Source organism: Xenorhabdus ishibashii (assembly GCF_002632755.1).
In the GTDB taxonomy this organism is placed as follows: Bacteria; Pseudomonadota; Gammaproteobacteria; order Enterobacterales; family Enterobacteriaceae; genus Xenorhabdus; species Xenorhabdus ishibashii.
In genome coordinates, this window is sequence record NZ_NJAK01000001.1 from 2,928,292 (window position 1) to 2,952,867 (window position 24,576).

The window sequence follows — 24,576 nt, forward strand, 5'->3', positions numbered from 1 at the left end:
CATTATCTAGCCACTCACGTATTGAGGTGGATGATATTTTGAAGGCAAGCCTGTACCTTTTGTATCAACCTCTGCAAAATACCTTTAATTCACGCAAACGTGTAGAGAAAATTAAAAAGATTGCATAGAACACGTTGACATTAATGGCCAAGTGGACAACAACTATTGATAAGGTCGCCGTAAGTGTTTCTTGGGTTCTTAACTATGAGTAAAATCCAACTGATAGTTGTATATTCAATTGCACTTTTTGTACTGCCAGTTTGGGCGGTTTGGCTTGCCTTAGTGGTTTGGTAACTTCACAATGGGACTAGATCGCTGTTGAAAACTTATTCTTTTTTACATGATGTGTCTGTGGAAAGCTTTTATTCTAATACGTGAGTTTTGGATGTGACGTGACATCAAAATACTGTATGATCGGTAATAATTATTATCAATATACCGGAGTGTTGATAGTGTCCAAGGATTACCAATCTGTTGTCTTCAAGGCTGTTCAAGATCGCCTTAAATCTAAGTACCCAGACCCATCATTGAAATTAGAATACCCGACCGAGCAAGCTCTACAAGAACTGGATTCTGTGAAGAATTCAGGAAACTTTACATGGTTCCCTTCGCTGAAAGGGAATGTGTTTACTGACTCCAGCTATCTTCAGCCTGATCACCCTATTAAATTGGTTGTCTATTATAAGGGGCAAGTGATTGGCTATGCTTTTGGCGGATATAAAGAAAAATGCTCATCTGTTGAAATAGCTTGGATGGAAAAAAGAAAGGATGCTCATGGAGATTTAAAAAACCAAATGCTTGGTTTGGCCTTGGATTCATACTCTACTTACGGCATCTTTTTGAAAGAATTCGGATATTCTGTGGATAAGGTAGCCATTGTATCACCACTGGAAGATGTAAAGAAATACTACTTAGAAAGTGGATTTAGATATGATGAAGACTACGACAACGGCACTCCAGCAATGATTCTTGAGCTTAAAAGTGAAGTGAATAATCACGAACAATATTGAACAAATAAGTTGAAATAACCCAACTTATATTGCATATTGTGCGAGCACAAAGAATATGTAGCACCACTTAAATGTAAAGTGGTTTTTTGTCAAGTAAATTCATATACTGACATAAGGGACGTGTCTTTTCTTTAATAAAAGAACCGCATCCAAGGGGATATTATGTCATACTCAATGCAGCAACTAGAAGAAATGGCAGATGAGGTCGTTTCTAGACTTTTTGCAAATGGTAGAACTCCGATGGAACAATTTGGTATCAACTGGAAACAAGCTGAGCGTTTGGAACGCAATGCTCCTCAAATAGTTATGGGGCATGACCCAGATGAAAATTGTTTGCAACACGCGCATTGTGGTGCATAAAGTACAAACCAGTCACTGACACTCCTAAAGTATAAATTTATAGCCTCGCACTCGCGGGGTTTTTTGCTATCTACCCGTAGTAAACTTAGCGTTGACGACTCGATCATGGTCGGGCAGCACCTAATATCACTGTTAAATCAATGTATTAAATTGATTTTTGGGTGATATGGTCAACATATTGATCACCATAGATAACTCAACCTATTCAACTCCTGCAAAAAATGCAGTAGTTCAAAATCCCGCAAGTCAGGGATGGTTAGATGAATATCCTTGTTTATCGTTATCGGAATTCCGAACAGCTAATTAACCCGAATTCTGGATAAGAAATTGACGAGAAGCCTGTTCCAGGAGCAAAGTTTTGGTGCACACCGAAAACAACTCCGAGGGGGAACAGGCTATGGACAAGTTAGTTGAAATTTTCTGTGATGTCGATGATTTTTGCCGTTTTTTCATTCCTCAATGGGAACAATTTTGCCTTGAGAGTGGGCATCGTTTACGCCGCCGACAAGGTCATATGTATCCCAGTGAAATCATGACCATTTTGATCCTTTTTCATATGTCGCATTACCGTGATTTTAAAAATTTTTATTTGAAACATATTTGGCAATACCACCACCGCGACTTCGCCACTTTACTCAGTTATACCCGTTTTATCAGCGTTGCCCCTTCCGTTTTGGTGCCATTATGCAGCTATCTGACTCAATTAAAAGGGAAACCCACAGGCATTGCTTTTATTGATTCCACCAGTTTGAGTGTCTGCCATAACATTCGCATCCCTCGACATAAGGTCTTTGCGGGGATCGCACAGCGTGGAAAAAATTCAATGGGATGGTTTTATGGTTTCAAATTACACTTGGTTGTCAATCATCAGGGGGAAATTCTCGCGCTTAAAGTCACGGCCGGTAATGTGGATGATCGGGAACCGGTTCGCGAATTAACCACAGAATTAATGGGTTCTCTTTACGGCGATAAAGGTTATCTGAGTCAGGAATTGGCGGACGATTTAGCCAACAGCGGTGTCACTTTCATCACGAAAAAACGGCGTAACATGAAAGCCCGTATGCAAGCTGAGTGGGATAAGATAATGTTAAAAAAGCGTTTTATCATTGAAACGATTAATGGCCAATTAAAATTAATTTCTCAGATAGAGCACTCTCGCCACCGAAGTATAAGAGGATTTATGTTGACCGTTTTAGGTGGACTGATCGCTTACTGCCTTAAATTGAAAAAACCATCACTGAAAGTTTTCTACTCAGAAGACGCTGTTCCAATGATGGCTTAAGCAGAATTCGGGTTAATTATCCAAGGCTGCGCATGGCGTGGCTTTTTTGTTTTGAGTGGGTAGTCGTAATCTATTTTGTTGGTAACAAATTGAATATAAAACAGTGATAAAGCTTTTGTATGGCACTCTTTACATTTGCAAATCTGGTTTTTATTTAATATGCTAGCAACACAGATTTGATAGTTTTGGGAATGAAGAGGCGGCTCCCAAAAGTTTAACCGCCAAGTTGGTCACTTCGACTTAGGTCTGGGACTCCAACCATGTCGGCTGAGAGGTCGGCGCCTACTTTTTTCTTTTTCTTACAGGAAGTGGTACGGATAATTGTACGTTTCTTGTTTCTATGTCTCTTGACCCAAGCGTTTTATCATAAAAAAACCAGATATTAAATTTTCTCTCTTTTGGCCATGTGTCGTGGCAGAGCGTTTTCCATCCAAGGTGTCCCGCGATTTTTTCCACTAACTGTATCTTTGTATCTGACGATATTTTTTTTTGATATGAACTCATTATTGCTCCAAGGAAAAAATCAGATATCTGGATATTCTCTGAGACTTTTGAATCCTTTGTCACTACAGAGCTAATAATATTTTTTCTACCAAATTGTTTTAATAGGGTGTTATTTGCGATTACATGAAAAGCTTCATCTGCTTTTTTATACCTGGATGCTATTGGGTCGACTTCTATACGGAAAAAACAATCACGCTCAGGATGTGCTGCAATAACATTACCTATTTTTGTGGAAATTAATTTCGTGAAGTGTTTTCTCATTGCCAAGTCGTAATCGCCATCATGAAATGCCTTATTGACCATAGATTTTTCTATAACAATGCAATGAAAAGCCAACCAAGGATTCTGGAAGAAAACATCAACTAGTTCTTTGTAAAAATCAGCGTATTTCTTGGAGTTAGCTTTTTTCCATTTGATTTCTTCATAGTACCTATGTTTGTCTCTTAGTTCTCTAATGATGCGGGAGAAATCACCTCTGCGTTGATACTTCATCCATAGGCTACCAAAGCCATAAAAGCGCTGTCCATCTATACCTGATTCATCACAAGCCACATGCCAGATTAGTTTTCCGGGGTCTCTCATGAAAGATCCTTCTGTATAAAAGATTCATAGTGATTAATTTGCCTATTAAATCACATGCATAACTAATTGATAAGGATCGTTTTAGTCAAAAATCACAAAGAGTGGTGCTTTGTTCTTGGATAGTTAGCTCGATCATAAAATTAACAACGCATTCGCCACCGCAACGTTTCAACACTCTACTCACTACAACTCACAGGGGTAACCATCGTTCACCCCACGGACGCCCATTGTTCTGATGGGGTGGAAATATGAAGATGAAAGAAAATCCTGATTTATGGGCTGACATATTAAACGGCCTGAAAAACTCATGGCCGCAAATATCCGGCTCTGTTTTGGCGGCATTAATTTGTTACGGGCGCCTGATTTATGACGGCGTGGAACGAAAGAACCGCTGGGTCGAGGCACTACTGTGTGGTGCGCTGTCATGGAGTGTATCCAGTGGATTGGAGATGTTCGGCATTCCTGCCAATTTCGCACCGGCTATCGGGGGTGCCATTGGGTTTATTGGTGTTGAGAAGCTGCGTGAGTTTGCTGTTCGTGCCATTAATAAACGCTTGGGGGATAAATAATGACAAGAGACCAAAATTACACGGATGCCGTTCTGTCATTTGATTTATTTTGGGGTGATTTTGGTGACGGTTCTGAACGCTGCCTGAAAGACAAAATCGGTATAACCCGCAAATCGGCTCGCTGTCATATCTGCGATGAAATCATCCCCCTGAAATCCATCGCCAGATTATCAACATGGGTATTTGATGGTGAAATCATACACTATCGTTGTTGCACAATCTGTTGTGATGCGATGGCGAAATTCAATGGTGATGATGACGAACTCATCGATGATCGGTATGAAATTGGCGAAACATCCCGAATGAATAGGAATGCATCATGAATACCTATAATTTTCCGCCCTATGGCGTCAGTAGCCGGATGTATTCCACTACGGTTGTTTTAGAACGTATTACGCATTTTCATTCCATTGATTACAACGGTAATCGCGGTACAGCTATTTTTCTGGATACAGGGGGAGAGGTTCGCACCAGTATGCGCAGTTGGGATGTTGAAAAATTGCTGAACGACCATGAGGGATAATCTGATGACCAGAGGCATTAGGAATCACAATCAGGGCAATATTGATCACAACCCAAAGAATAAATGGCAGGGTCAATTGCCTCATAACCCGAAGATTGAAAAGCGGTTCTGTCGGTTCGAGTCACCAGAGTATGGCATTCGGGCACTCATGAAGTTGCTGACCAATTACCACAAAGGCGGTCATAACAGCGTGTCTAAAATCATCAACCGCTGGGCACCCAATGTGGAAAACAACACCTCAGCCTATATCAAGGGTGTTGCTAAGGCGCTGAATGCTGAACAGCATCAAGTTCTGGACATCAATAAACCGACGCTGATTGCACTGGCTAAATCCATTATCCGGCACGAGAACGGCAAGCAGCCGTATTCAGATGATGTTTTTACGCGGGCGTTTGAGCTGCTATGAGGAATTGAACGATGGGTATTATTCTGGGTTCAATGATTTACGTTATCGGTTTTATTGCGGCATGCATTATTTTTACATTGATAGAAAAACGAGCTAACGATCCGGAGGAGTTCGCTGTCGTTTTGTTCATGTCAATCATATGGCCACTACTGGTCATTTTGATGCCGATTGTTTTTGGATTCTGTTTTTTAGGCAAGAAATACAATCAATTTGTTGGTAGGCGGCCATGAAATGGCAATTAAGATTTGGCGCTGTGATTGTAATTATCGTGCTGATGGGTTCAGCCGTATATTCCATCTATTCGATGTATGCAGAGAACGGGGAGCTGGCTGGTGCGAATCAATCGCTGACCACTACAAACGGGCTGGAACTTATCTACATTGATGACAGGATACAAAAGGACGGCTGCATTACCATCAAGACATTCCATCGTCAGCATACCCATTTACCCGAACGGTTCCAGAACAAGCGGATAAAGGAAATCGTGGACGGAGAAAAAGTTTACTATCAGGACGGTGAACCCTGCGACATTCCCGAAGGCACTCGCTTAGATGTCCGTGTCCAGATGCTGGAAGATTCGGTGTGGAATGTGAGGCAGGGGGAGGTGGGGGAATAAAATAAACCCGCAATTCCTGCGGGTTGAAACTGTTAGATTGACTAATAGTTCAGCAATGGAAATCTTTTGAAATTAGGATATGGATAGTAAACTAAGAAGCAATAAAATGAGTCGGTTGATATTGGTTGTGTACATATTTGTGTACTTTTAATCTATTTGTAATTTAAGTTTTTGTATATTTGTCAATTGGTTGATTAATTTATTTGTTATATCCATCTAAGGGGACAGCGAAACGCAGTATACCTGTTTTTCTTGTCAGAGATAAGGCATAACGAACTGTTTGCCTATATAATCACCACTCTTTTTGATTGCCTGATTACCATTAATGAAAGATTGGCAGTATATTTTACATATTGGGTGCAATAGCTGGTATATAACGCGATAGTTAATATCTAAAAATAATTTTATGGAGAACAATATGAAGTATAGTCTGAGCGGGGTTGCTCTTACAGCAGTCTTACTTGTGGGATGTGCCAGTTCATCGAATACGATGGAACAGGGACGTTCTGATCCGCTGGAAGGGTTTAACCGTGCTATGTTCAACTTTAATTATGATGTTCTCGATCCGTATGTACTGCGTCCTGTTGCTGTAGGTTGGCGTAATTATGTGCCGATGCCTGCTCGAAATGGTATTAGCAATTTTATGAGTAATCTTGAAGAACCCGCCAGCATGGTCAACAGTTTTTTGCGTGGTGATGTTCATGAAGGTGCAAAACACTTTAACCGTTTCTTTTTGAATACCTTGTTGGGAATGGGGGGACTTATTGATGTTGCTTCTATGGCGAACCCCAAACTGATAAAAGAAGATCCGATGCGTTTTGGTAGCACATTGGGATACTATAACGTGGGATATGGTCCCTATGTTGTTCTGCCTGGTTATGGAAGTTTTACTCTGCGTGATGAAGGTGGTAACTTTGCGGATATAACTTATCCCGTTCTGTATTATCTCACTGGCTGGATGTCGGTAGGAAAATGGATGGTCGAGGGTATAGAAACCCGTGCCCGCTTGCTGGATTCTGATGGGTTATTAAAGAACTCTTCGGATCCTTATTTGATGGTGCGCGATGCTTACTTCCAACGCCACGATTTTATGGCCAATGGCGGTAAGTTGGAGCCGGAAAATAATCCTAATGCGGCAACTATTCAAGATGAATTGGATTCTATAGATTAAATAACCCGAATTCTGGATAAGAAATTGACGAGAAGCCTGTTCCAGGAGCAAAGTTTTGGTGCACACCGAAAACAACTCCGAGGGGGAACAGGCTATGGACAAGTTAGTTGAAATTTTCTGTGATGTCGATGATTTTTGCCGTTTTTTTATTTCTCAATGGGAACAATTTTGTCTTGAGAGTGGGCATCGTTTACGCCGCCGACAAGGTCATATGTATCCCAGTGAAATCATGACCATTTTGATCCTTTTTCATATGTCGCATTACCGTGATTTTAAAAATTTTTATTTGAAACATATTTGGCAATACCACCACCGCGACTTCGCCACTTTACTCAGTTATACCCGTTTTATCAGCGTTGCCCCTTCCGTTTTGGTGCCATTATGCAGCTATCTGACTCAATTAAAAGGGAAACCCACAGGCATTGCTTTTATTGATTCCACCAGTTTGAGTGTCTGCCATAACATTCGCATCCCTCGACATAAGGTCTTTGCGGGGATCGCACAGCGTGGAAAAAATTCAATGGGATGGTTTTATGGTTTCAAATTACACTTGGTTGTCAATCATCAGGGGGAAATTCTCGCGCTTAAAGTCACGGCCGGTAATGTGGATGATCGGGAACCGGTTCGCGAATTAACCACAGAATTAATGGGTTCTCTTTACGGCGATAAAGGTTATCTGAGTCAGGAATTGGCGGACGATTTAGCCAACAGCGGTGTCACTTTCATCACGAAAAAACGGCGTAACATGAAAGCCCGTATGCAAGCTGAGTGGGATAAGATAATGTTAAAAAAGCGTTTTATCATTGAAACGATTAATGGCCAATTAAAATTAATTTCTCAGATAGAGCACTCTCGCCACCGAAGTATAAGAGGATTTATGTTGACCGTTTTAGGTGGACTGATCGCTTACTGCCTTAAATTGAAAAAACCATCACTGAAAGTTTTCTACTCAGAAGACGCTGTTCCAATGATGGCTTAAGCAGAATTCGGGTTAAATAGGTATCTATAATTAAAAAAGGATAGCGAGTGCTATCCTTTTTTAGGTTACGTTATTCGGTTAGAACACGTATTAGAACGAGTAGTTAAAGTTTATGCCATACAACCATGCGGTTCCTTTAGAATCAAACTCATATGGTCTATCGAAAGGAGCTGATGCATCCTCTTTCAATTTTTCGCTAACATGTACTTTCTTACCGCGCATATAGGAAACACCAACATCCACGGAAGCATCTTTATTGAACGCATAAGTGGTTCCTAAGCTAAACCAAAAACGATCTTGATCCGGAATGGAGATAGAACGATTTTTAGCTGGTACAGGGCTTTCATCAAAGGCGATACCGGTACGGAATGTCCAGTTATTATCATAATAGTAAGTTGTACCTAACGAGATACGGTAAGCATCGCGGAAACCTTCGTGCTTGTGGAATAAGGTAGCGCCAGAATCTTTGCTTTTCCCGCGTAATTCTTTAAATTCGCTCCAGCCTGTATATAAGAGGCTATAGTGAATTGCCCATTGTGGTGCAACGCGGTTATAGCCTGAGAGTTCCCACATATCAGGTAAGTTCAGATCCAGAGTACCTTTAATAGTATTGCCAGCGAGGCCATCGGAGAGCGCAGCGGGCATTTCATTGCTGTAATCCCCTTTTTTGAACTTAACTTTGACCTTGGAGCGATACGTCAGGCTATAACGGTTGTTTTCATCGTACTGATATAGGAGTCCTGCATTCCAGCCATAGCCCCAATCTTTACCTTCCAATTTGGCAGCTTCAGCAGTTGCTGGGATATTAAGTCCTATCGATCGGGATATTGCAGGACCAACTTCACCCATATAACGAGTGATTTTGGCATCGGCATAAACAGCATTGACACCTAAGCCAAAGCTAAACTGATCATTAAATTTGTAAGCACCACTTAGATTAAAGTTTAACGTTTTGAGTGATGTCTTCCCACCACTTAGGCCAGCAGGATAATTATTACTGAATTCTGTGGATAAACCAAAGTTGCTTATGGCAGATGCGCCAACATACCATTGATCATTGATAGGTGTAATAAAATGTAGGTTTGGGATCCAGGCATGTGGTGCGATGTTTTTAGCATCTGTGCTCTGACCAGTCACAGGTGACTTTCCGGTAATATCAACATTTGGGTTGACATAAATCAAACCACCAGAAAACGATGGGTTGTTAAATAAGGTCATGGCCGCAGGGTTACGACTGCCTACGGAAGCGTTATCTGCAACGGCACCTGCCCCAGAAAATGCACGGCCTAGTCCTGATGATGAATATTCATTCAATTGAAAACCAGCAGCACTAGCGTTGGATGAGAGGATTGCAACCGCCACTGCTAACGCTGAACGTGTAAATAGGTTTTTCTGGTCCATAACCAAAACCTCATTGTCTAATTATTATTAACATGCCACTCAAGTAGCTGAGAGCGCGGGATTGTAGAGTCGATTTGTCGCAATGACAACAATGACAAATCAGACCAGCGAACGAAGTATAGGCTTGATAATAGAATATGTTGCAATAATGTTTTCTAAATATAACTAAAATGATTCTTAAATTGGGACTTGCTTAACAAAAAATAGACATCTTCCGTTAATGAAGTGTAAACGGATTTCTGAAGGCGTGGTCAGATCAATAAATCGTGAGATAAATAGCTCCAAACAGCGTAAGTGCTGGTTATCGGTAGTTAGGAGAACGTAGAATTATCAGCAAGTTTTTTTAGCCGGAGAGAAATTAAATGTCTGATGCGATTAACCGTTGTCGTGCCGAAGAAACGGCTGCCTGCTGTTGTGTTGATGTGGGAACAGTGATTGATAATGAAGATTGTACCGCTTCTTACCAGTGTCTTTTTGCGAGTGAGCAAGAAGCAAAAGTTATGCTTAATATGTTGATAAAAAAGGTAAAATTAGTGGAGTCTGATCCGTGTGTTATACACCACAGTATCGAAGCGGTTGATGATGGAATGCAATTATCTGTGGATTTTACCTTTAGTTGTCAAGCAGAAGCCCTCATTTTTCAATTAGGCTTGCGTTAATTTACTCTGAACAACGGTTTTCTCATTGTTTTACCATATCAAACAGTGAGAAAATTGCTTGTAACGGATTGTAAATCATTGCCTTTTCTTTTTACTCCTGTCGCTTATTCCTCATTTAAGTTGTATAAATTATAAATAGTTTAAAGTTGAGTTTGTTCTCATTTTTAGTTTATACCTATTTGCTATTTTCCAACATTGCGTTAACAATGCATCATCAGGTCTGACCTCTTATGAGGTGGGTAAATATTTTTAATCAATTGATTTAGTTAATAATAATGAGGAGTTGCTATGGGGCGTTCTTCAACAAAAGTCATACCACAAAGGGAACGTGTAGCTATTGTCAGCGGGTTACGCATTCCTTTTGCGAAACAGGCAACTTTCTACCACGGTATTCCGGCTGTTGACTTAGGAAGGGCTGTTGTAAGCGAACTGGTCATGAGGAGCGGTTTGTCGCCTGAGAAGATCGACCAATTGGTTTTTGGACAGGTTGTTCAAATGCCGGAAGCACCGAATATTGCAAGGGAAATTGTCTTGGGGGCAGGCTTAAGTGTGAATACTGATGCCTATAGTGTTTCCCGTGCCTGTGCGACAAGTTTTCAGGCAATTGCAAACGTGGCTGAAAGTATTATGGCAGGGGTAGTCAATATAGGGATCGCTGGGGGTGCAGATTCCTCATCCGTTTTGCCCATCGGAGTGACTAAGTCATTGGCACGCACATTAGTTGACATGAATAAAGCCAAAAGTCTTTCCCAACGATTAAAATTACTCAGCCGTTTGAAATTACGTGATTTATTGCCTGTATCCCCTGCTGTTGCTGAATATTCCACCGGATTGAGAATGGGGGATACCGCGGAGCAGATGGCAAAAACTTATCATATCAGTCGTGAAGAGCAGGATGCATTGGCGCACCGTTCACATGTGCTGGCGGCTAAAGCCTGGGAGCAAGAATTTTTGCAAGAGGAAGTCATATCGGCATATTTCCCGCCATACAGTCAAACACTGGCAGAAGATAACAACATCAGAAAAAATTCAACTTTGGCTTCTTATGCCAAATTGCGCCCCGCCTTTGATCGCAAATATGGTACTGTCACAGCGGCAAACAGTACACCATTGACTGATGGCGCAGCGGCAGTGATGCTAATGCGTGAATCGGTTGCCAAAGATCTCGGTATGATTCCACTAGGATATTTGCGTAGTTATGCGTTTTCTGCCATCGATGTTTGGCAGGACATGTTACTGGGTCCGTCTTATGCAACACCACTGGCGCTGGATCGAGCGGGTATCACTCTGAATGAACTCACGCTTATCGACATGCATGAAGCATTTGCTGCCCAAACACTGACGAATTTAAAAATGTTTGCCAGTGAGAAATTTGCCCGCGAAAAGTTGGGACGTACTCAGGCAATGGGTGAAGTGGATATGGACAAGTTCAATGTATTAGGGGGATCAATTGCTTATGGGCATCCATTTGCAGCGACAGGAGCCAGAATGGTTACCCAGACATTGAATGAATTGCGTCGCCGCGGTGGTGGTCTTGGGCTAACGACAGCTTGTGCTGCGGGTGGTTTGGGTGCAGCAATGGTATTGGAGGTAGAATAATGGCTCAGACTGAAAAAGAAACGGTTATTTCAGCAGCAGTGCAACCTGAACAATCAGTATTCCGTTTTTCTGTCAGGGACGACAAGGTGGGGATTATTACCATTGATGTAGCAGGAGAGAAAGTCAACACACTGAAAGCTGAATTTGTTGAACAGTTCTTGACAGTGTTTGAAAAAGCGCAACAAGTTTCAGGCTTGAAAGGGCTGGTTATTGTATCCGGCAAGCCAGATACCTTCATTGCTGGTGCAGATATTAGCATGATAGCTAACTGCCAAACCCAGGAAGAAGCAACAAAATTGGCTGAAAAAGGCCAAAAACTATTTGCGCAGCTTGCTAATTATCCTTTACCTGTTGTCGCTGCGATCCATGGCGCGTGCTTAGGCGGTGGGCTGGAGTTGGCATTGGCTTGCCATGCACGTATTTGTAGTTTGGATGAGAAAACCCGCCTTGGTTTGCCGGAAGTACAGCTTGGGCTATTACCAGGTTCAGGCGGGACGCAGAGATTACCTCGTTTGATTGGTGTCAGTGCTGCTTTGGACATCATATTGACAGGCCGTCAGCTCAAGGCAAAACAGGCGCAACGGTTGGGTGTTGTGGATGATGCGGTTCCTTTAGATATCTTGCTGGATGTTGCGGTGCAATATGTTAAAAAAGGCATCGTGAAGCGTAAGCCATTGGCATGGTCGCAGCGTATACTGGCAAGTACATTGGGTCGGCCATTGTTATTCCAGATGGTTCATAAAAAAACGCGAGAAAAAACGCGTGGTCATTATCCCGCACCAGAGAAAATCATCAATGTGATTTGTGCCGGCCTGGAAAAAGGCTCAGAGAAAGGTTTTCAGCTTGAAGCCAAGGCATTTGGTGAGCTGGCGATGACGCAGGAATCAGAAGCATTGCGAAGTCTATTTTTTGCTTCTACAACATTGAAGAACGAAACTGGCTCTTCAGAACAGCCCGCCGAAATCAAACATGTAGGGATTTTGGGAGGAGGCTTGATGGGGGGCGGTATTGCCAATGTAACCGTAACGCGAGGAAATCTGCCTGCTCGCATCAAAGATATTCATGAGAAAGGCATCAATCAGGCATTGAAATATACATGGGATCTTCTCTCTAAACGGGTAAAACAGCGTCGTTTGAAATCCAGTGAGCGTTCCCATCAGATGTCATTATTGACAGGAACCACGGATTACAGTGGATTCAAACAGGTTGATATTGTAGTCGAAGCAGTATTTGAAGATTTAGTATTGAAACGCAAAATGGTTGCAGAAATTGAAGAGCATACCAAACCTGAAACTATTTTTGCATCTAACACTTCTTCATTGCCAATCCATAAGATCGCTGAAGCTGCGACTCGGCCAGAACAGGTGATTGGTCTTCACTATTTCAGCCCTGTAGACAAAATGCCGTTGGTGGAAGTTATTCCACATGCGGGAACGAGTGAAAAAACGATCGCAACTGCTGTAGCGTTAGCCAAAAAACAGGGAAAAACAGCGATTGTTGTCGGGGATAAAGCAGGCTTTTATGTGAACCGAATTCTGACACCTTACATTAATGAGGCTGGTTATTGTGTATTGGAAGGTGAGCCGATTGAACATATTGATAATGCTTTAATGAATTTCGGTTTTCCTATTGGCCCTATCAATCTGCTGGATGAAGTTGGCATAGATGTAGGCACCAAAATTATCCCTGTTTTGGTAGAAGAATTGGGAAGCCGATTTGAAGCGCCAGAGATTTTGGCTGCAATTTTGAAGGATGACCGAAAGGGTAAAAAGAATGGGCGCGGTTTTTATTTGTATGCGAATAAAAAAAGCTCATTCTGGCCTTTTGGCAAAAAATCCAATAAAGAAGTGGACACATCGATTTATTCCTTATTAAAAATTAAGCCAGATATAAAAATGTTACCTGCTGACATTGCCCAGCGTTGTGTCATTCTGATGCTGAATGAAGCAGTACGCTGTTTGGATGAGGGCATTATCAGAAACCCCCGTGATGGTGATATTGGCGCTGTATTTGGCATCGGATTCCCGCCATTCCTGGGAGGACCATTCCGTTATATCGATAAGCTTGGCAGTGATAAAGTTGTAGAAACTTTACGTCGTCTGGTGCCGCAATACGGAGAAAGATTTACTCCTTGTGAGCGTTTAGTCCAGATGGCTGAACAGAAAAAGAAATTTTACGCATAACTTGAATTTTATTTTTAATAATCAGTCGGATCGGCTCTGTTAATTTAGAGCCGATTTTTTATGTTAATTAATTGTTTGTTCATGGGTTTTATTGAGTATATAAAAATAATCATACGGCATAACAATAGAGAGAGATAAATTTTTTTAGTCATTTTATTTACCTTGGTTTTAAGGCAGAATGCCAATTAGCTCTCATTGAAACGTTTTTATACTCTTTGTAAATCTATAGGGTATATGTCAAATATTCGCTTGATAATAGCACTTGAACTTATCTATTAATTCAGTATAACCAATGACTTATCTCAATAATGGCAAATGTATGTTATTTTAAGACAAGTTTGCAATTAAACTCGACGGTGAATTATGTACGTTTTTATTATGCGTCACGGTGATGCTGCTTTGAATGCAATCAGTGATGTAGCGCGGGAACTGACATCCCAGGGGTGCCAAGAATCACAGAAAATGGCTTATTGGCTTTCGCAGCAATCGCCTGATATTGATTGTGTTTTGGTCAGCCCTTATGTCCGTGCAGAACAAACATTAAAAGTAGTACGGGAAAATTTGGTGCTTCCTGACAATGAAGAAATACTGGCTGAGTTAACGCCATCAGGTGATGTTGCTCTGGTTGCCAGCTATTTACATGTGTTGTCAACACAGGGGCATCAATCTGTATTGGTGGTTTCTCATTTACCGTTGGTCGGCTATTTGGTTTCTGAGCTTTGCCCTGAACAAACGCCGCCGATGTTTGCTACATCCAGCATTGCTTGTGTTGAGTTGGATCATCAGACAGAAAAAGGGTGTCTGTTATGGCAAACATCCCCAGCACAATTAGCGGCGAAATCCTAACCAGACACCTTAATTATTAGACAATTGAATTAAATATAACAACCAAATTAGCGCCGCGTAAACTCATCCATTTCCACCAAAATGAGTAACGCAGCGTTCCCTCCCCACTCTTTGGGAGCCTGATGGAAAGCAATAATATCAGGATGTTGGGCAAGCCATAACGGGGCTTGTTGTTTGAGAATATGTTTACCATGACCATGCATAACGCAGGCACAATAGACGTGTTCACGACGACAGGCAGCGATTAATGCCCCAATTTCTTGTTTGGCTTGTAACTGAGTTAACCCATGTAAATCCAGAAAAAGTTCAGGGGAATAATCTCCGCGGCGCAATTTCTTTAATTCGTAATGACTGTCACCTTCCCGAATATAACGAGTCGGGCCTTCCATATCCAAATTTGGCTGGAACTCATCGGAAAAATAGTAACTGGCATCCGCTTGCTCTTGCATCAGGCGCTCAGGGGCAACATGGTTAATTTTTTTTCTTTTCGGGGGATGGGAAACCGTATCTTGCGCGATACAACGGGTTCCTGTAACAGACGTTCTGAATAGACTGATGTCTTCTGAGTTTAGTTGATATTTCTTCTTCATTACACATTCATTTACTCACAGCTTTTGGCAAGTGTACATGATTTTTTGTGATTTTTCTTGGCCGTTATCATTTTAAGTAACAAATTGTTCACAAAATGATTTGACAATTAGGTTTGGTTATAAAATAAATGTATATACAACATGAGTTCTGATACAAACAAGAAAAATAACAGGATAGTACAATGTCGATTGAATTAAGAGACACTGATGTCATATGGCGTAATGCCAAACTTGCCACAATGAACCCTGCAATTAAAAGCGTCGATGGTGAAAGTCATTACGGCATGTTAGAACAGCATGATCTTATTGTGCGAGATGAAAAAATCTTAGCGATTTTGCCGACAGATAGCGTACCAGCCAACCAATGTAAAATCATTGACGCAGAGCAGCGCTTGATCACACCTGGCTTAATCGATTGCCACACTCATTTAGTTTTTGGTGGCAACAGAGCCTCTGAGTGGGAACAACGCCTGAATGGGATTTCTTATGAAGAAATCAGTGCTAAAGGGGGAGGTATTAATTCCACAGTGAATGCCACCCGCAATAGTTCGGCTCAACAGTTGGAAAACGTATCCCAGAAGCGTCTCAATGCATTGATGGCTGAAGGGGTGACAACAATTGAGATGAAATCAGGTTATGGATTAGATCTGGCAACTGAAGAAAAACAGTTGAAGGTTGTGCGGGCATTGGCACAGAAAAATCCCATCGAAATTAGCCCAACATTACTTTCTGCCCATGCTGTCCCCCCTGAATATAAACATAATCCTGATGCTTATATTGACTTAGTTTGTGATTCCATCCTGCCTACTCTCTGGCAAAAACAGTTATTCGAAGCTGTAGATGTATTCTGTGAAACAGTGGGTTTCAATCTGAGCCAGACCAAACGCCTGTTTGCAACAGCAAAACGCTTAAATATTCCCGTAAAAGGTCATGTTGAGCAACTTTCCAATTTGGGAGGAAGTGAACTGGTTGCTGAATATCAAGGTTTATCGGTTGATCATGTTGAGCACTTGGATGAAAAGGGAATTGAAGCCATCAGCCGTAGTGGAACCGTCGCCGTATTGTTGCCAGGGGCATTTTATTTCCTGAGAGAAACTCAACGCCCTCCTATTGCATTATTGCGCCAATATGGTGTCCCAATGGCTATTTCGACAGATTTTAATCCCGGAACCAGTCCTTTTGCTTCTTTGCGCCTGATCATGAATATGGCTTGCGTACAATTTGGTTTGACACCAGAAGAAGTGTGGCAGGGAGTCACTATTCATGCCGCTCAGGCATTGGGGCGGGAAGAAAGTCACGGCCAATTAGCGGCAGGTTTTATGGCGGACTTTGTCGTTTGGGATGCTCAGAAACCCGTTGATATCTTCTATGAACTAGGACATAACCCGTTGGTTTATCGTATTTATCATGGCGAAATTACGCATCGTGATGACTTAAATAGCTTTAATTAATGGTGGTGAGGGAAAAATATGAATTTATGGCATCCAACATCAGAAAACATTTGGCAAGGGCGCAATGATCTCGTAGAAGCCAATAATGCCTTACGTCTGTTCCAGACAATAAAACAACCAGTCAGTTTCTCACCAGAAAAATTTCCTCATCACATTGCGCTATTGGGATTTGAATGTGATGAAGGCGTTAAACTTAATCAGGGACGTCCAGGAGCGAAATTGGGGCCAGAATATTTGCGCCAGTCGTTGGCAAATCTGGCGAGTTATGACGGCCATGATCAGTTGGTGGATTTGGGCAATATTCGCGCCAATTCTGGTGAGTTGAGTGAGGCACAGCAGGCGCTCAGTGATGCTGTCTATGAATGCCAGCAGCATAAGATGAAAACGCTGATTTTTGGTGGCGGGCATGAAACGGCATTTGCCCATGGGCTGGGAATTTACCGTGCGTTTTCGGAGCAGCGTGTCGGTATCATCAATTTTGATGCCCATTTGGATCTGCGAAATTCACCGCAACCTACATCAGGAACTCCATTTCGGCAACTTGCGCATTACTGCCAGCAACACCAGCGTCCATTTAATTACAGTTGTGTTGGTGCCAGTTTGGCATCAAATACTCAGGCATTACTGGATGAGGCTAATCATCTTGATGTCACCATTATCTGGGATACTCATTGTGTTGAATCTATGTTGGATAAGGTACAGCAGCAATTACAAGATATAATTAATCAGGTTGATATCATTTATATGACTATCGATTTGGATGTGCTGCCAATTTGGCAAATGCCAGCCGTTTCCGCACCTGCGGCGTTGGGAGTTCCGCTGGAGCGTTTATTGCCATTAGTGCAATTCATCTGTCAGAGTAAAAAATTGCAAGCTGTAGATTTAGTTGAGCTTAACCCTTTATATGATATTCAGGGAATGGGAGGAAAAGCGGCGGCTCGCCTTGCATGGCAGTTGGTACACTGGTGGAATAAATAGGCCAGTGGGAAGAGTAGCAAGTGAGAAGGAAGGGATAGTGACAGACGATTTACCAGATATATATACCAAGCCAGTACCTTTATATGCAAAAGTCAAACAAGCAATTATTGAGAAGATCTATACAGGGGAATGGAAACCGCATGATCGGGTTCCTTCGGAAGCGGAGCTAGTCAGGCAATTTAATTGTAGCCGTATGACAGCTAATCGGGCATTGAGGGAGCTAACGGCAGAAGGTTTTCTGTTTCGTTTGCAAGGCGTGGGTTCGTTTGTTTCTGAGCCGAAAGGTCAATCTGCGTTATTTGAAATTCACAGTATTGCCGATGAAATAGCTTCCCGCTCTAACCGTCATAATTGCAAGGTACTAAAACTCGCTGAAGTGAACGCCAGCATGACTCAGGCTGCCGAATTCAACATTGCAGTGGGAGCGCCTCTCTACCATTCTATTATTGTACATTATGAAAATGATGTACCTGTGCAAATTGAAGATCGCTTCGTCAATGTTCGGGCAGCACCGGAATATTTGCAGCAAGATTTCCGTCAGCAAACAGCCCATGATTACTTATCCCGAGTAGCGCCATTGACGGAAGGAGAACATATTGTTGAAGCTGTCGCGGGAGATGCCCTCTCTTGCCGATTATTACAAATTGAGGCAAATACACCTTGTTTGTTAATCAGCCGGCGAACCTGGTCGAAAGAATTTATTGTTTCCAGTGCCAGGTTATTGTTTCCCGGACATCGATATAAATTGAAAGGACGTTTCAGTTCATAAGTTTCCTTATACTGAAAAAACTAAGCTGCAAAAACCTCTTTTCCCTTATTTAGGTGGAAGAGGTTTTTTTACTAATTAACCCGAATTCTGCTTAAGCCATCATTGGAACAGCGTCTTCTGAGTAGAAAACTTTCAGTGATGGTTTTTTCAATTTAAGGCAGTAAGCGATCAGTCCACCTAAAACGGTCAACATAAATCCTCTTATACTTCGGTGGCGAGAGTGCTCTATCTGAGAAATTAATTTTAATTGGCCATTAATCGTTTCAATGATAAAACGCTTTTTTAACATTATCTTATCCCACTCAGCTTGCATACGGGCTTTCATGTTACGCCGTTTTTTCGTGATGAAAGTGACACCGCTGTTGGCTAAATCGTCCGCCAATTCCTGACTCAGATAACCTTTATCGCCGTAAAGAGAACCCATTAATTCTGTGGTTAATTCGCGAACCGGTTCCCGATCATCCACATTACCGGCCGTGACTTTAAGCGCGAGAATTTCCCCCTGATGATTGACAACCAAGTGTAATTTGAAACCATAAAACCATCCCATTGAATTTTTTCCACGCTGTGCGATCCCCGCAAAGACCTTATGTCGAGGGATGCGAATGTTATGGCAGACACTCAAACTGGTGGAATCAATAAAAGCAATGCCTGTGGGTTTCCCTTTTAATTGAGTCAGATAGCTGCATAATGGCACCAAAACGGAAGGGGCAACGCTGATAAAACGGGTATAACTGAGTAAAGTGGCGAAGTCGCGGTGGTGGTATTGCCAAATATGTTTCAAATAAAAATTTTTAAAATCACGGTAATGCGACATATGAAAAAGGATCAAAATGGTCATGATTTCACTGGGATACATATGACCTTGTCGGCGGCGTAAACGATGCCCACTCTCAAGGCAAAATTGTTCCCATTGAGGAATGAAAAAACGGCAAAAATCATCGACATCACAGAAAATTTCAACTAACTTGTCCATAGCCTGTTCCCCCTCGGAGTTGTTTTCGGTGTGCACCAAAACTTTGCTCCTGGAACAGGCTTCTCGTCAATTTCTTATCCAGAATTCGGGTTAATTATTGTAACGATAATGTAAAATCAATGTGATGTTAAACACAAAACAAGTAAAAATATTTACCTGTTTATCATGAAACAGATCAATATCATCTTTTTGATTTTTATCAAAAAAATATTTTACCCGCATCATTAACTTTATCTCTGTCACATTTTTGCCTATTGAATGTACATGTATATACAACTATACAGTTAACAAAATTCACAACGATGAGATAGGAAAAAACCGTGACGATGCAAAATAATAAATTCAGCAACGTAACCATTCGCGCTCCCAGAGGAACGCAACTCACAGCAAAAAGTTGGCTAACCGAAGCCCCACTTCGTATGCTCATGAATAACCTTGATCCCGATGTAGCAGAAAACCCTCATGAATTAGTGGTTTATGGTGGCATTGGTCGTGCAGCCAGAAACTGGGAATGTTATGAAAAAATCGTTGAAACCTTAAAGGATCTGGAAAGTGATGAAACCCTGCTGGTGCAATCCGGTAAACCTGTGGGGGTGTTCAAAACCCATGAGAATGCTCCGCGTGTATTAATTGCTAACTCGAATTTGGTTCCACACTGGGCGACATGGGAACATTTTAACGAGCTGGATGCCAAAGGGCTGGCTATGTATGGCCAGATGACCGCCGGTAGTTGGATTTATATTGGCAGTCAGGGCATTGTTCAGGGAACTTACGAAACGTTTGTCGAGGCAGGCCGCCAACACTACAACGGCAATTTAACCGGACGTTGGATATTGACGGCAGGTCTGGGCGGTATGGGGGGTGCCCAGCCACTGGCTGCGACATTGGCAGGTGCCTCTTCATTAACTATCGAATGTCAACAAAGCCGCATTGATTTTCGTCTGCGTACCAAATATGTGGATGAGCAGGCCGTTGATCTGGATGATGCTTTGGTGCGTATGGAACGTTATGCCCAAGAAGGTAAAGCAATATCCGTAGCATTGTGTGGCAATGCTGCAGAAATTTTGCCTGAATTAGTACGTCGTGGTGTGCGCCCTGATATGGTGACAGACCAAACCAGCGCCCATGATCCATTACATGGTTACTTGCCAGTAGGTTGGTCATGGGAAGCGTATTGCCGCCGTGCCGAAAGTGAGCCAGAAGAGGTGATCCAAGCGGCAAAAGCGTCAATGGCTGTACACGTTGAAGCCATGCTGGCCTTCCAGAAACAGGGTATACCTACCTTCGATTATGGTAATAATATCCGCCAAATGGCGAAAGAGATGGGTGTTGATCATGCCTTTGATTTTCCCGGATTTGTTCCCGCTTACATTCGCCCTCTGTTCTGTCGTGGCATCGGTCCTTTCCGGTGGGCGGCACTTTCCGGTGAACCTGAAGATATTTATAAAACCGATGCTAAGGTAAAAGAGCTGCTGCCGGATGATGCCCATTTACACCGTTGGTTAGATATGGCGAGAGAGCGCATCAGTTTCCAGGGCTTGCCTGCACGTATTTGTTGGGTGGGGTTGGGGGATCGTGCCAAATTAGGTTTAGCATTCAATGAGATGGTTCGCCGTGGGGAACTTTCCGCACCCATCGTGATTGGCCGTGACCATCTGGATTCCGGCTCTGTCGCCAGCCCTAATCGTGAAACTGAATCCATGCAAGATGGTTCTGACGCAGTTTCTGACTGGCCATTACTGAATGCCTTACTGAATACGGCTGGTGGTGCGACATGGGTTTCCCTGCATCATGGTGGTGGTGTTGGTATGGGATTTTCTCAACATTCCGGCATGGTCATTGTTTGTGATGGAACAGATGAAGCGGCTGAGCGGATTGCTCGTGTATTACACAATGATCCAGCAACGGGCGTTATGCGCCATGCCGATGCGGGCTATGAATTGGCTATCCAGTGTGCGAAAGAGCAGGGGCTAAACCTGCCAATGTTAAACCTGCCAGCGAATGATGCGAAATAAGGAGCGTTGTTAAAATGAAAAATATTACTATTCATCCAGGAAAAATGACGCTTGACGAATTACGCCATGTTTATCAGCACCCTGTTCACATTCGTTTAGATGAACACTGCTTTCCTGCGATTGAAAGCAGTGTCGCTTGTGTGAATCGCATCATCAGTGAAAACAGAACGGCTTATGGCATCAATACCGGTTTTGGCTTGCTGGCGAATACCCGTATTGCAGAACAGGATTTGGAAGAGTTGCAGCGTTCTATTGTATTATCACATGCTGCGGGAGTGGGTGAGCCGTTGCCGGATGAAATTGTCCGCTTGATTATGGTATTGAAAATTAATAGCCTTGCCCGTGGTTATTCTGGCATTCGTCTGGAAGTCATTCAGGGATTGGTTGCCTTGGTTAACGCTGAAGTTTATCCCTGTATTCCGAGCAAAGGTTCGGTAGGGGCTTCCGGTGACTTAGCGCCATTGGCACATATGAGCCTGTTATTGTTGGGAGAAGGTAAAGCCCGCTATCGTGGTGAATGGCTGCCGGCAAACGTGGCACTGGAAAAAGCAGGCCTTGCGCCGATGTGTTTGGTTGCAAAAGAAGGGCTAGCACTGCTTAACGGTACGCAGGTTTCTACAGCCTTTGCCTTAAAAGGGCTATTTGCCGCAGAAGATTTACTCGCATCAGCGATTGTTTGTGGCGCCCTGTCTGTTGAAGCTGCTCTTGGTTCCCGTAAACCGTTTGATGCACGTATCCATGAAGCACGGGGTCAGAAAGGCCAGATTGATGTGGCAGCCCTTTACCGTTTGGCCTTAGAAGAACAAAGTGAGATTTGTGAATCCCATAAAGACTGCCCTAAAGTCCAGGATCCTTATTCATTACGCTGCCAGCCACAGGTCATGGGCGCTTGTTTAACCCAAATCCGCCATGCTGCTGATGTCATCATGGTTGAAGCCAATGCAGTCTCTGATAACCCCCTGGTATTTACTGAAGAAGATGAAGTGATTTCTGGTGGTAATTTCCACGCGGAACCCGTCGCTATGGCATCGGATAATCTGGCTATTGCGCTGGCAGAAATCGGTTCATTATCAGAACGCCGCATTGCCTTGCTGATGGATAGCAATATGTCCCAGTTGCCCCCATTTTTAGTCGAAAACAGCGGTGTTAACTCCGGTTTCATGATTGCACAGGTAACTGCGGCTGCGCTGGCAAGTGAGAACAAGGCGCTGGCGCATCCTTCCAGCGTCGATAGCCTGCCGACATCTGCCAATCAGGAAGATCACGTTTCAATGGCACCCGCCGCAGGCCGTCGCCTGTGGGAGATGGCAGATAACGTGCGTGGGATCTTGGCGATTGAATGGTTGACAGCTTGCCAGGGCATGGATTTTCGTCATGGCTTGAAGAGTAGCTCGATCTTAGAAAAAGCTCGCCATATTCTTCGTGATAAAGTTGCACATTATGATAAAGACCGCTTTTTCGCACCGGATATTGATGCAGCAATCCAGTTGTTGGCTGAGCAGCAACTTTCTGCTTTGTTGCCGACTGGAAATATCTTAGAAAAATAAGTACAAACACATCGTTTCTGGCCGGATAAAATCCGGCCTTATCGTAGTATTTATCTCTTCCAATCTAATAATAAAAGACACAAGGATAAATCATGCAAAACATTTCACAACTCAAGCGCGGGTTAAGCGTTCGCCACATTCGGTTTATGGCATTGGGTTCGGCAATTGGCACAGGTCTTTTCTATGGTTCAGCGGGAGCGATTAAAGCCGCGGGCCCTGCGGTATTGCTGGCTTATGCCATTGGCGGTGCAGCCGTTTTTATGGTCATGAGGGCATTGGGGGAAATGGCGGTACATCGCTCTGCGCCAGGCTCTTTCTCTTATTATGCCACCCAATACTTAGGGCCATTGGCGGGTTTTCTGACCGGATGGACTTACGTATTTGAAATGCTGGTTGTTTGTCTTGCTGACGTCACCGCATTTGGTATTTATATGAAGCTCTGGTTTCCCCATGTTGACCAGTGGATTTGGGTACTTGGTATTGTCTTTTTCATCGGAGCAATTAACCTATGTAACGTCAAGGTATTTGGTGAAATGGAATTTTGGCTATCTATCATCAAGGTTGCTGCGATTATCGCCATGATTATCGGCGGTTTTGCCATCATGATGTATGGATTTGGTCAGGAAGCCGAGCATATCACGGGACTGTCGAATTTATGGGAACATGGTGGATTTATGCCAAACGGCATAGCGGGGGTGATTGCTTCGTTTACAGTCGTTATGTTTGCCTTTGGTGGCATTGAAGTCATCGGCATCACGGCCAGTGAAGCTAAAAATCCAGAAAAATCCATTCCACGCGCGATCAATGCGGTTCCGTTCCGTATCTTACTGTTCTATGTTCTTACACTGTTTGTTTTGATGTGCATTTATCCGTGGAATCAAGTGGGACAAAATGGCAGCCCATTTGTCCAGATATTCTCCAGCCTGGGAATTGACTCCGCAGCCAATATTTTAAATATTGTCGTCATTACTGCTGCAATTTCCGCAATTAACAGTGATATCTTTGGTGCCGGACGGATGATGTATGGCATGGCACAGGAAAAACAGGCCCCAGCCTCTTTTACCCAACTGACTAAAAACGGAGTACCGTGGGTTACTGTGCTGGCGATGTCAGGGATCTTGTTGGTGGGTGTCCTTTTGAATTATTTGTTGCCGGAACAAGTTTTTGTCATCATTGCTTCCATCGCAACATTTGCAACCGTTTGGGTATGGCTGATGATTTTGCTGTCACAATATGTTATGCGTCGAAAAATGCCGGCAGAAGAGGCTAAACAGCTTAAATTCCCTGTTCCTTTCTGGCCGGTTGCGCCGACTCTGGCCATTGCTTTTATGGCATTTGTTATTGCAGTATTAGGGTATTTCCCAAATACTCGGATTGCATTATACGTAGGGATAGTATGGATAATATTATTGACTGTTAGCTATTATTTATGGGTGAAAAAACCAAGTCATGGCTAACCCTCCCATATCACCCTAAGATAACTCGGTGTTAAGAAAGCTGATTTGTGTTCTGGATCATGGCAAACTAACGAGTTGATATATCTTTTTTGTTGTTTGGAGG

General features: G+C 42.9%; 25 protein-coding genes and 1 pseudogene. 22 read left to right on the plus strand and 4 right to left on the minus strand.

Annotated elements, in window-relative coordinates; all coding sequences use genetic code 11:
- Positions 1 to 17: 17 nt before the first annotated feature.
- The 4 genes and pseudogenes from Xish_RS19025 to Xish_RS13890 form a co-directional block, all read left to right on the plus strand.
- Positions 18 to 128: pseudogene (locus Xish_RS19025) on the plus strand (antiterminator Q family protein); the annotation flags it as partial.
- Between the two features lie 324 nt (positions 129 to 452).
- The gene (locus tag Xish_RS13880) at positions 453 to 1,010 is read left to right on the plus strand and encodes a hypothetical protein (protein WP_141553984.1); all 558 of its coding nucleotides are present in this window, start codon (positions 453 to 455) and stop codon (positions 1,008 to 1,010) included.
- A gap of 162 nt (positions 1,011 to 1,172) precedes the next feature.
- On the plus strand, positions 1,173 to 1,370 hold the full coding sequence (locus Xish_RS13885) for a hypothetical protein (protein ID WP_099118337.1): 198 nt from the start codon (positions 1,173 to 1,175) through the stop codon (positions 1,368 to 1,370).
- A 397-nt stretch (positions 1,371 to 1,767) separates the two neighbouring features.
- Positions 1,768 to 2,652 (plus strand): IS982 family transposase, encoded by an 885-nt coding sequence (locus Xish_RS13890; protein ID WP_099116568.1) that lies wholly within the window; start codon positions 1,768 to 1,770, stop codon positions 2,650 to 2,652.
- A 282-nt stretch (positions 2,653 to 2,934) separates the two neighbouring features.
- Here Xish_RS13890 and Xish_RS13895 read toward each other — a convergent pair whose 3' ends face one another.
- A complete protein-coding gene (locus tag Xish_RS13895; RefSeq protein ID WP_099118338.1) occupies positions 2,935 to 3,738 on the minus strand; it encodes a DUF3800 domain-containing protein in 804 nt (267 codons plus the stop codon).
- 248 nt (positions 3,739 to 3,986) lie between these two features.
- Between Xish_RS13895 and Xish_RS13900 the strand changes: the two genes are divergently transcribed.
- The 8 genes from Xish_RS13900 to Xish_RS13935 all read left to right on the plus strand — a co-directional run bounded on the left by Xish_RS13900 (position 3,987) and on the right by Xish_RS13935 (position 8,002).
- Positions 3,987 to 4,307 carry a phage holin, lambda family gene (locus Xish_RS13900; RefSeq protein WP_244185927.1) on the plus strand — a complete coding sequence of 107 codons (321 nt, stop codon included), beginning with the start codon at positions 3,987 to 3,989 and terminating at the stop codon, positions 4,305 to 4,307.
- The gene (locus Xish_RS13905) at positions 4,307 to 4,630 is read left to right on the plus strand and encodes a hypothetical protein (protein WP_099118339.1); all 324 of its coding nucleotides are present in this window, start codon (positions 4,307 to 4,309) and stop codon (positions 4,628 to 4,630) included. The genes Xish_RS13900 and Xish_RS13905 overlap by 1 nt, the downstream gene beginning before the upstream one ends.
- Positions 4,627 to 4,830, plus strand: coding sequence for a hypothetical protein (locus Xish_RS13910; RefSeq protein WP_099118340.1), 204 nt, complete (start codon positions 4,627 to 4,629; stop codon positions 4,828 to 4,830). Before Xish_RS13905 ends, Xish_RS13910 begins: the two co-directional genes overlap by 4 nt.
- Before the next feature lie 4 nt (positions 4,831 to 4,834).
- Positions 4,835 to 5,236 (plus strand): structural protein, encoded by a 402-nt coding sequence (locus Xish_RS13915; protein WP_099118341.1) that lies wholly within the window; start codon positions 4,835 to 4,837, stop codon positions 5,234 to 5,236.
- Positions 5,237 to 5,247: 11 nt separating this feature from the next.
- A complete protein-coding gene (locus Xish_RS13920; RefSeq protein ID WP_099118342.1) occupies positions 5,248 to 5,466 on the plus strand; it encodes a hypothetical protein in 219 nt (72 codons plus the stop codon).
- Complete coding sequence (locus tag Xish_RS13925; protein WP_099118343.1) at positions 5,463 to 5,852, plus strand: phage tail fiber protein; 390 nt, start codon at positions 5,463 to 5,465, stop codon at positions 5,850 to 5,852. The genes Xish_RS13920 and Xish_RS13925 overlap by 4 nt, the downstream gene beginning before the upstream one ends.
- 418 nt (positions 5,853 to 6,270) lie before the next feature.
- Positions 6,271 to 7,023, plus strand: a complete 753-nt coding sequence (gene mlaA / locus Xish_RS13930) for a phospholipid-binding lipoprotein MlaA (RefSeq protein ID WP_074023106.1) — start codon at positions 6,271 to 6,273, stop codon at positions 7,021 to 7,023.
- A 94-nt stretch (positions 7,024 to 7,117) separates the two neighbouring features.
- Complete coding sequence (locus Xish_RS13935) at positions 7,118 to 8,002, plus strand: IS982 family transposase (protein WP_099118768.1); 885 nt, start codon at positions 7,118 to 7,120, stop codon at positions 8,000 to 8,002.
- 90 nt (positions 8,003 to 8,092) lie between these two features.
- On the opposite strand, the gene fadL is transcribed toward Xish_RS13935, so the two are convergent.
- A complete protein-coding gene (gene fadL, locus Xish_RS13940; protein ID WP_099118344.1) occupies positions 8,093 to 9,403 on the minus strand; it encodes a long-chain fatty acid transporter FadL in 1,311 nt (436 codons plus the stop codon).
- A gap of 362 nt (positions 9,404 to 9,765) precedes the next feature.
- Here fadL and Xish_RS13945 point away from each other — a divergent pair, with 362 nt between their 5' ends.
- The 4 genes from Xish_RS13945 (at position 9,766) to sixA (ending at position 14,690) form a co-directional block, all read left to right on the plus strand.
- Positions 9,766 to 10,062, plus strand: coding sequence for a YfcZ/YiiS family protein (locus Xish_RS13945; RefSeq protein WP_099118345.1), 297 nt, complete (start codon positions 9,766 to 9,768; stop codon positions 10,060 to 10,062).
- 288 nt (positions 10,063 to 10,350) lie between these two features.
- Positions 10,351 to 11,661 carry an acetyl-CoA C-acyltransferase FadI gene (gene fadI / locus Xish_RS13950; protein WP_099118346.1) on the plus strand — a complete coding sequence of 437 codons (1,311 nt, stop codon included), beginning with the start codon at positions 10,351 to 10,353 and terminating at the stop codon, positions 11,659 to 11,661.
- Positions 11,661 to 13,844, plus strand: coding sequence for a fatty acid oxidation complex subunit alpha FadJ (gene fadJ, locus Xish_RS13955; protein ID WP_099118347.1), 2,184 nt, complete (start codon positions 11,661 to 11,663; stop codon positions 13,842 to 13,844). Before fadI ends, fadJ begins: the two co-directional genes overlap by 1 nt.
- Before the next feature lie 363 nt (positions 13,845 to 14,207).
- Positions 14,208 to 14,690: a phosphohistidine phosphatase SixA gene (gene sixA / locus Xish_RS13960; protein ID WP_099118348.1), complete on the plus strand. Its 483-nt coding sequence runs from the start codon at positions 14,208 to 14,210 to the stop codon at positions 14,688 to 14,690.
- A 47-nt stretch (positions 14,691 to 14,737) separates the two neighbouring features.
- Here the strand turns inward: sixA and smrB are convergent, their stop codons facing one another.
- Positions 14,738 to 15,280: an endonuclease SmrB gene (smrB, locus tag Xish_RS13965; protein ID WP_099118349.1), complete on the minus strand. Its 543-nt coding sequence runs from the start codon at positions 15,278 to 15,280 to the stop codon at positions 14,738 to 14,740.
- 182 nt (positions 15,281 to 15,462) lie between these two features.
- Here smrB and hutI point away from each other — a divergent pair, with 182 nt between their 5' ends.
- Genes hutI through hutC form a run of 3 tightly spaced genes read left to right on the plus strand, consistent with a single transcriptional unit; the run spans position 15,463 to position 18,478 of the window.
- A complete protein-coding gene (gene hutI, locus Xish_RS13970) occupies positions 15,463 to 16,731 on the plus strand; it encodes an imidazolonepropionase (RefSeq protein WP_099118350.1) in 1,269 nt (422 codons plus the stop codon).
- Between the two features lie 18 nt (positions 16,732 to 16,749).
- A complete protein-coding gene (hutG, locus tag Xish_RS13975; protein WP_099118351.1) occupies positions 16,750 to 17,709 on the plus strand; it encodes a formimidoylglutamase in 960 nt (319 codons plus the stop codon).
- A gap of 37 nt (positions 17,710 to 17,746) precedes the next feature.
- Entirely contained in the window at positions 17,747 to 18,478 is a 732-nt protein-coding gene (gene hutC / locus Xish_RS13980) for a histidine utilization repressor (protein ID WP_425274999.1), read from the plus strand.
- A 91-nt stretch (positions 18,479 to 18,569) separates the two neighbouring features.
- Here the strand turns inward: hutC and Xish_RS13985 are convergent, their stop codons facing one another.
- Complete coding sequence (locus tag Xish_RS13985; RefSeq protein ID WP_099116568.1) at positions 18,570 to 19,454, minus strand: IS982 family transposase; 885 nt, start codon at positions 19,452 to 19,454, stop codon at positions 18,570 to 18,572.
- A gap of 320 nt (positions 19,455 to 19,774) precedes the next feature.
- Here Xish_RS13985 and hutU point away from each other — a divergent pair, with 320 nt between their 5' ends.
- The 3 genes from hutU (at position 19,775) to Xish_RS14000 (ending at position 24,473) form a co-directional block, all read left to right on the plus strand.
- On the plus strand, positions 19,775 to 21,469 hold the full coding sequence (gene hutU / locus Xish_RS13990; RefSeq protein ID WP_208614823.1) for a urocanate hydratase: 1,695 nt from the start codon (positions 19,775 to 19,777) through the stop codon (positions 21,467 to 21,469).
- A 14-nt stretch (positions 21,470 to 21,483) separates the two neighbouring features.
- The gene (hutH, locus tag Xish_RS13995; protein WP_099118353.1) at positions 21,484 to 23,016 is read left to right on the plus strand and encodes a histidine ammonia-lyase; all 1,533 of its coding nucleotides are present in this window, start codon (positions 21,484 to 21,486) and stop codon (positions 23,014 to 23,016) included.
- A 92-nt stretch (positions 23,017 to 23,108) separates the two neighbouring features.
- Entirely contained in the window at positions 23,109 to 24,473 is a 1,365-nt protein-coding gene (locus tag Xish_RS14000) for an amino acid permease (RefSeq protein WP_099118354.1), read from the plus strand.
- Positions 24,474 to 24,576 lie beyond the last annotated feature (103 nt).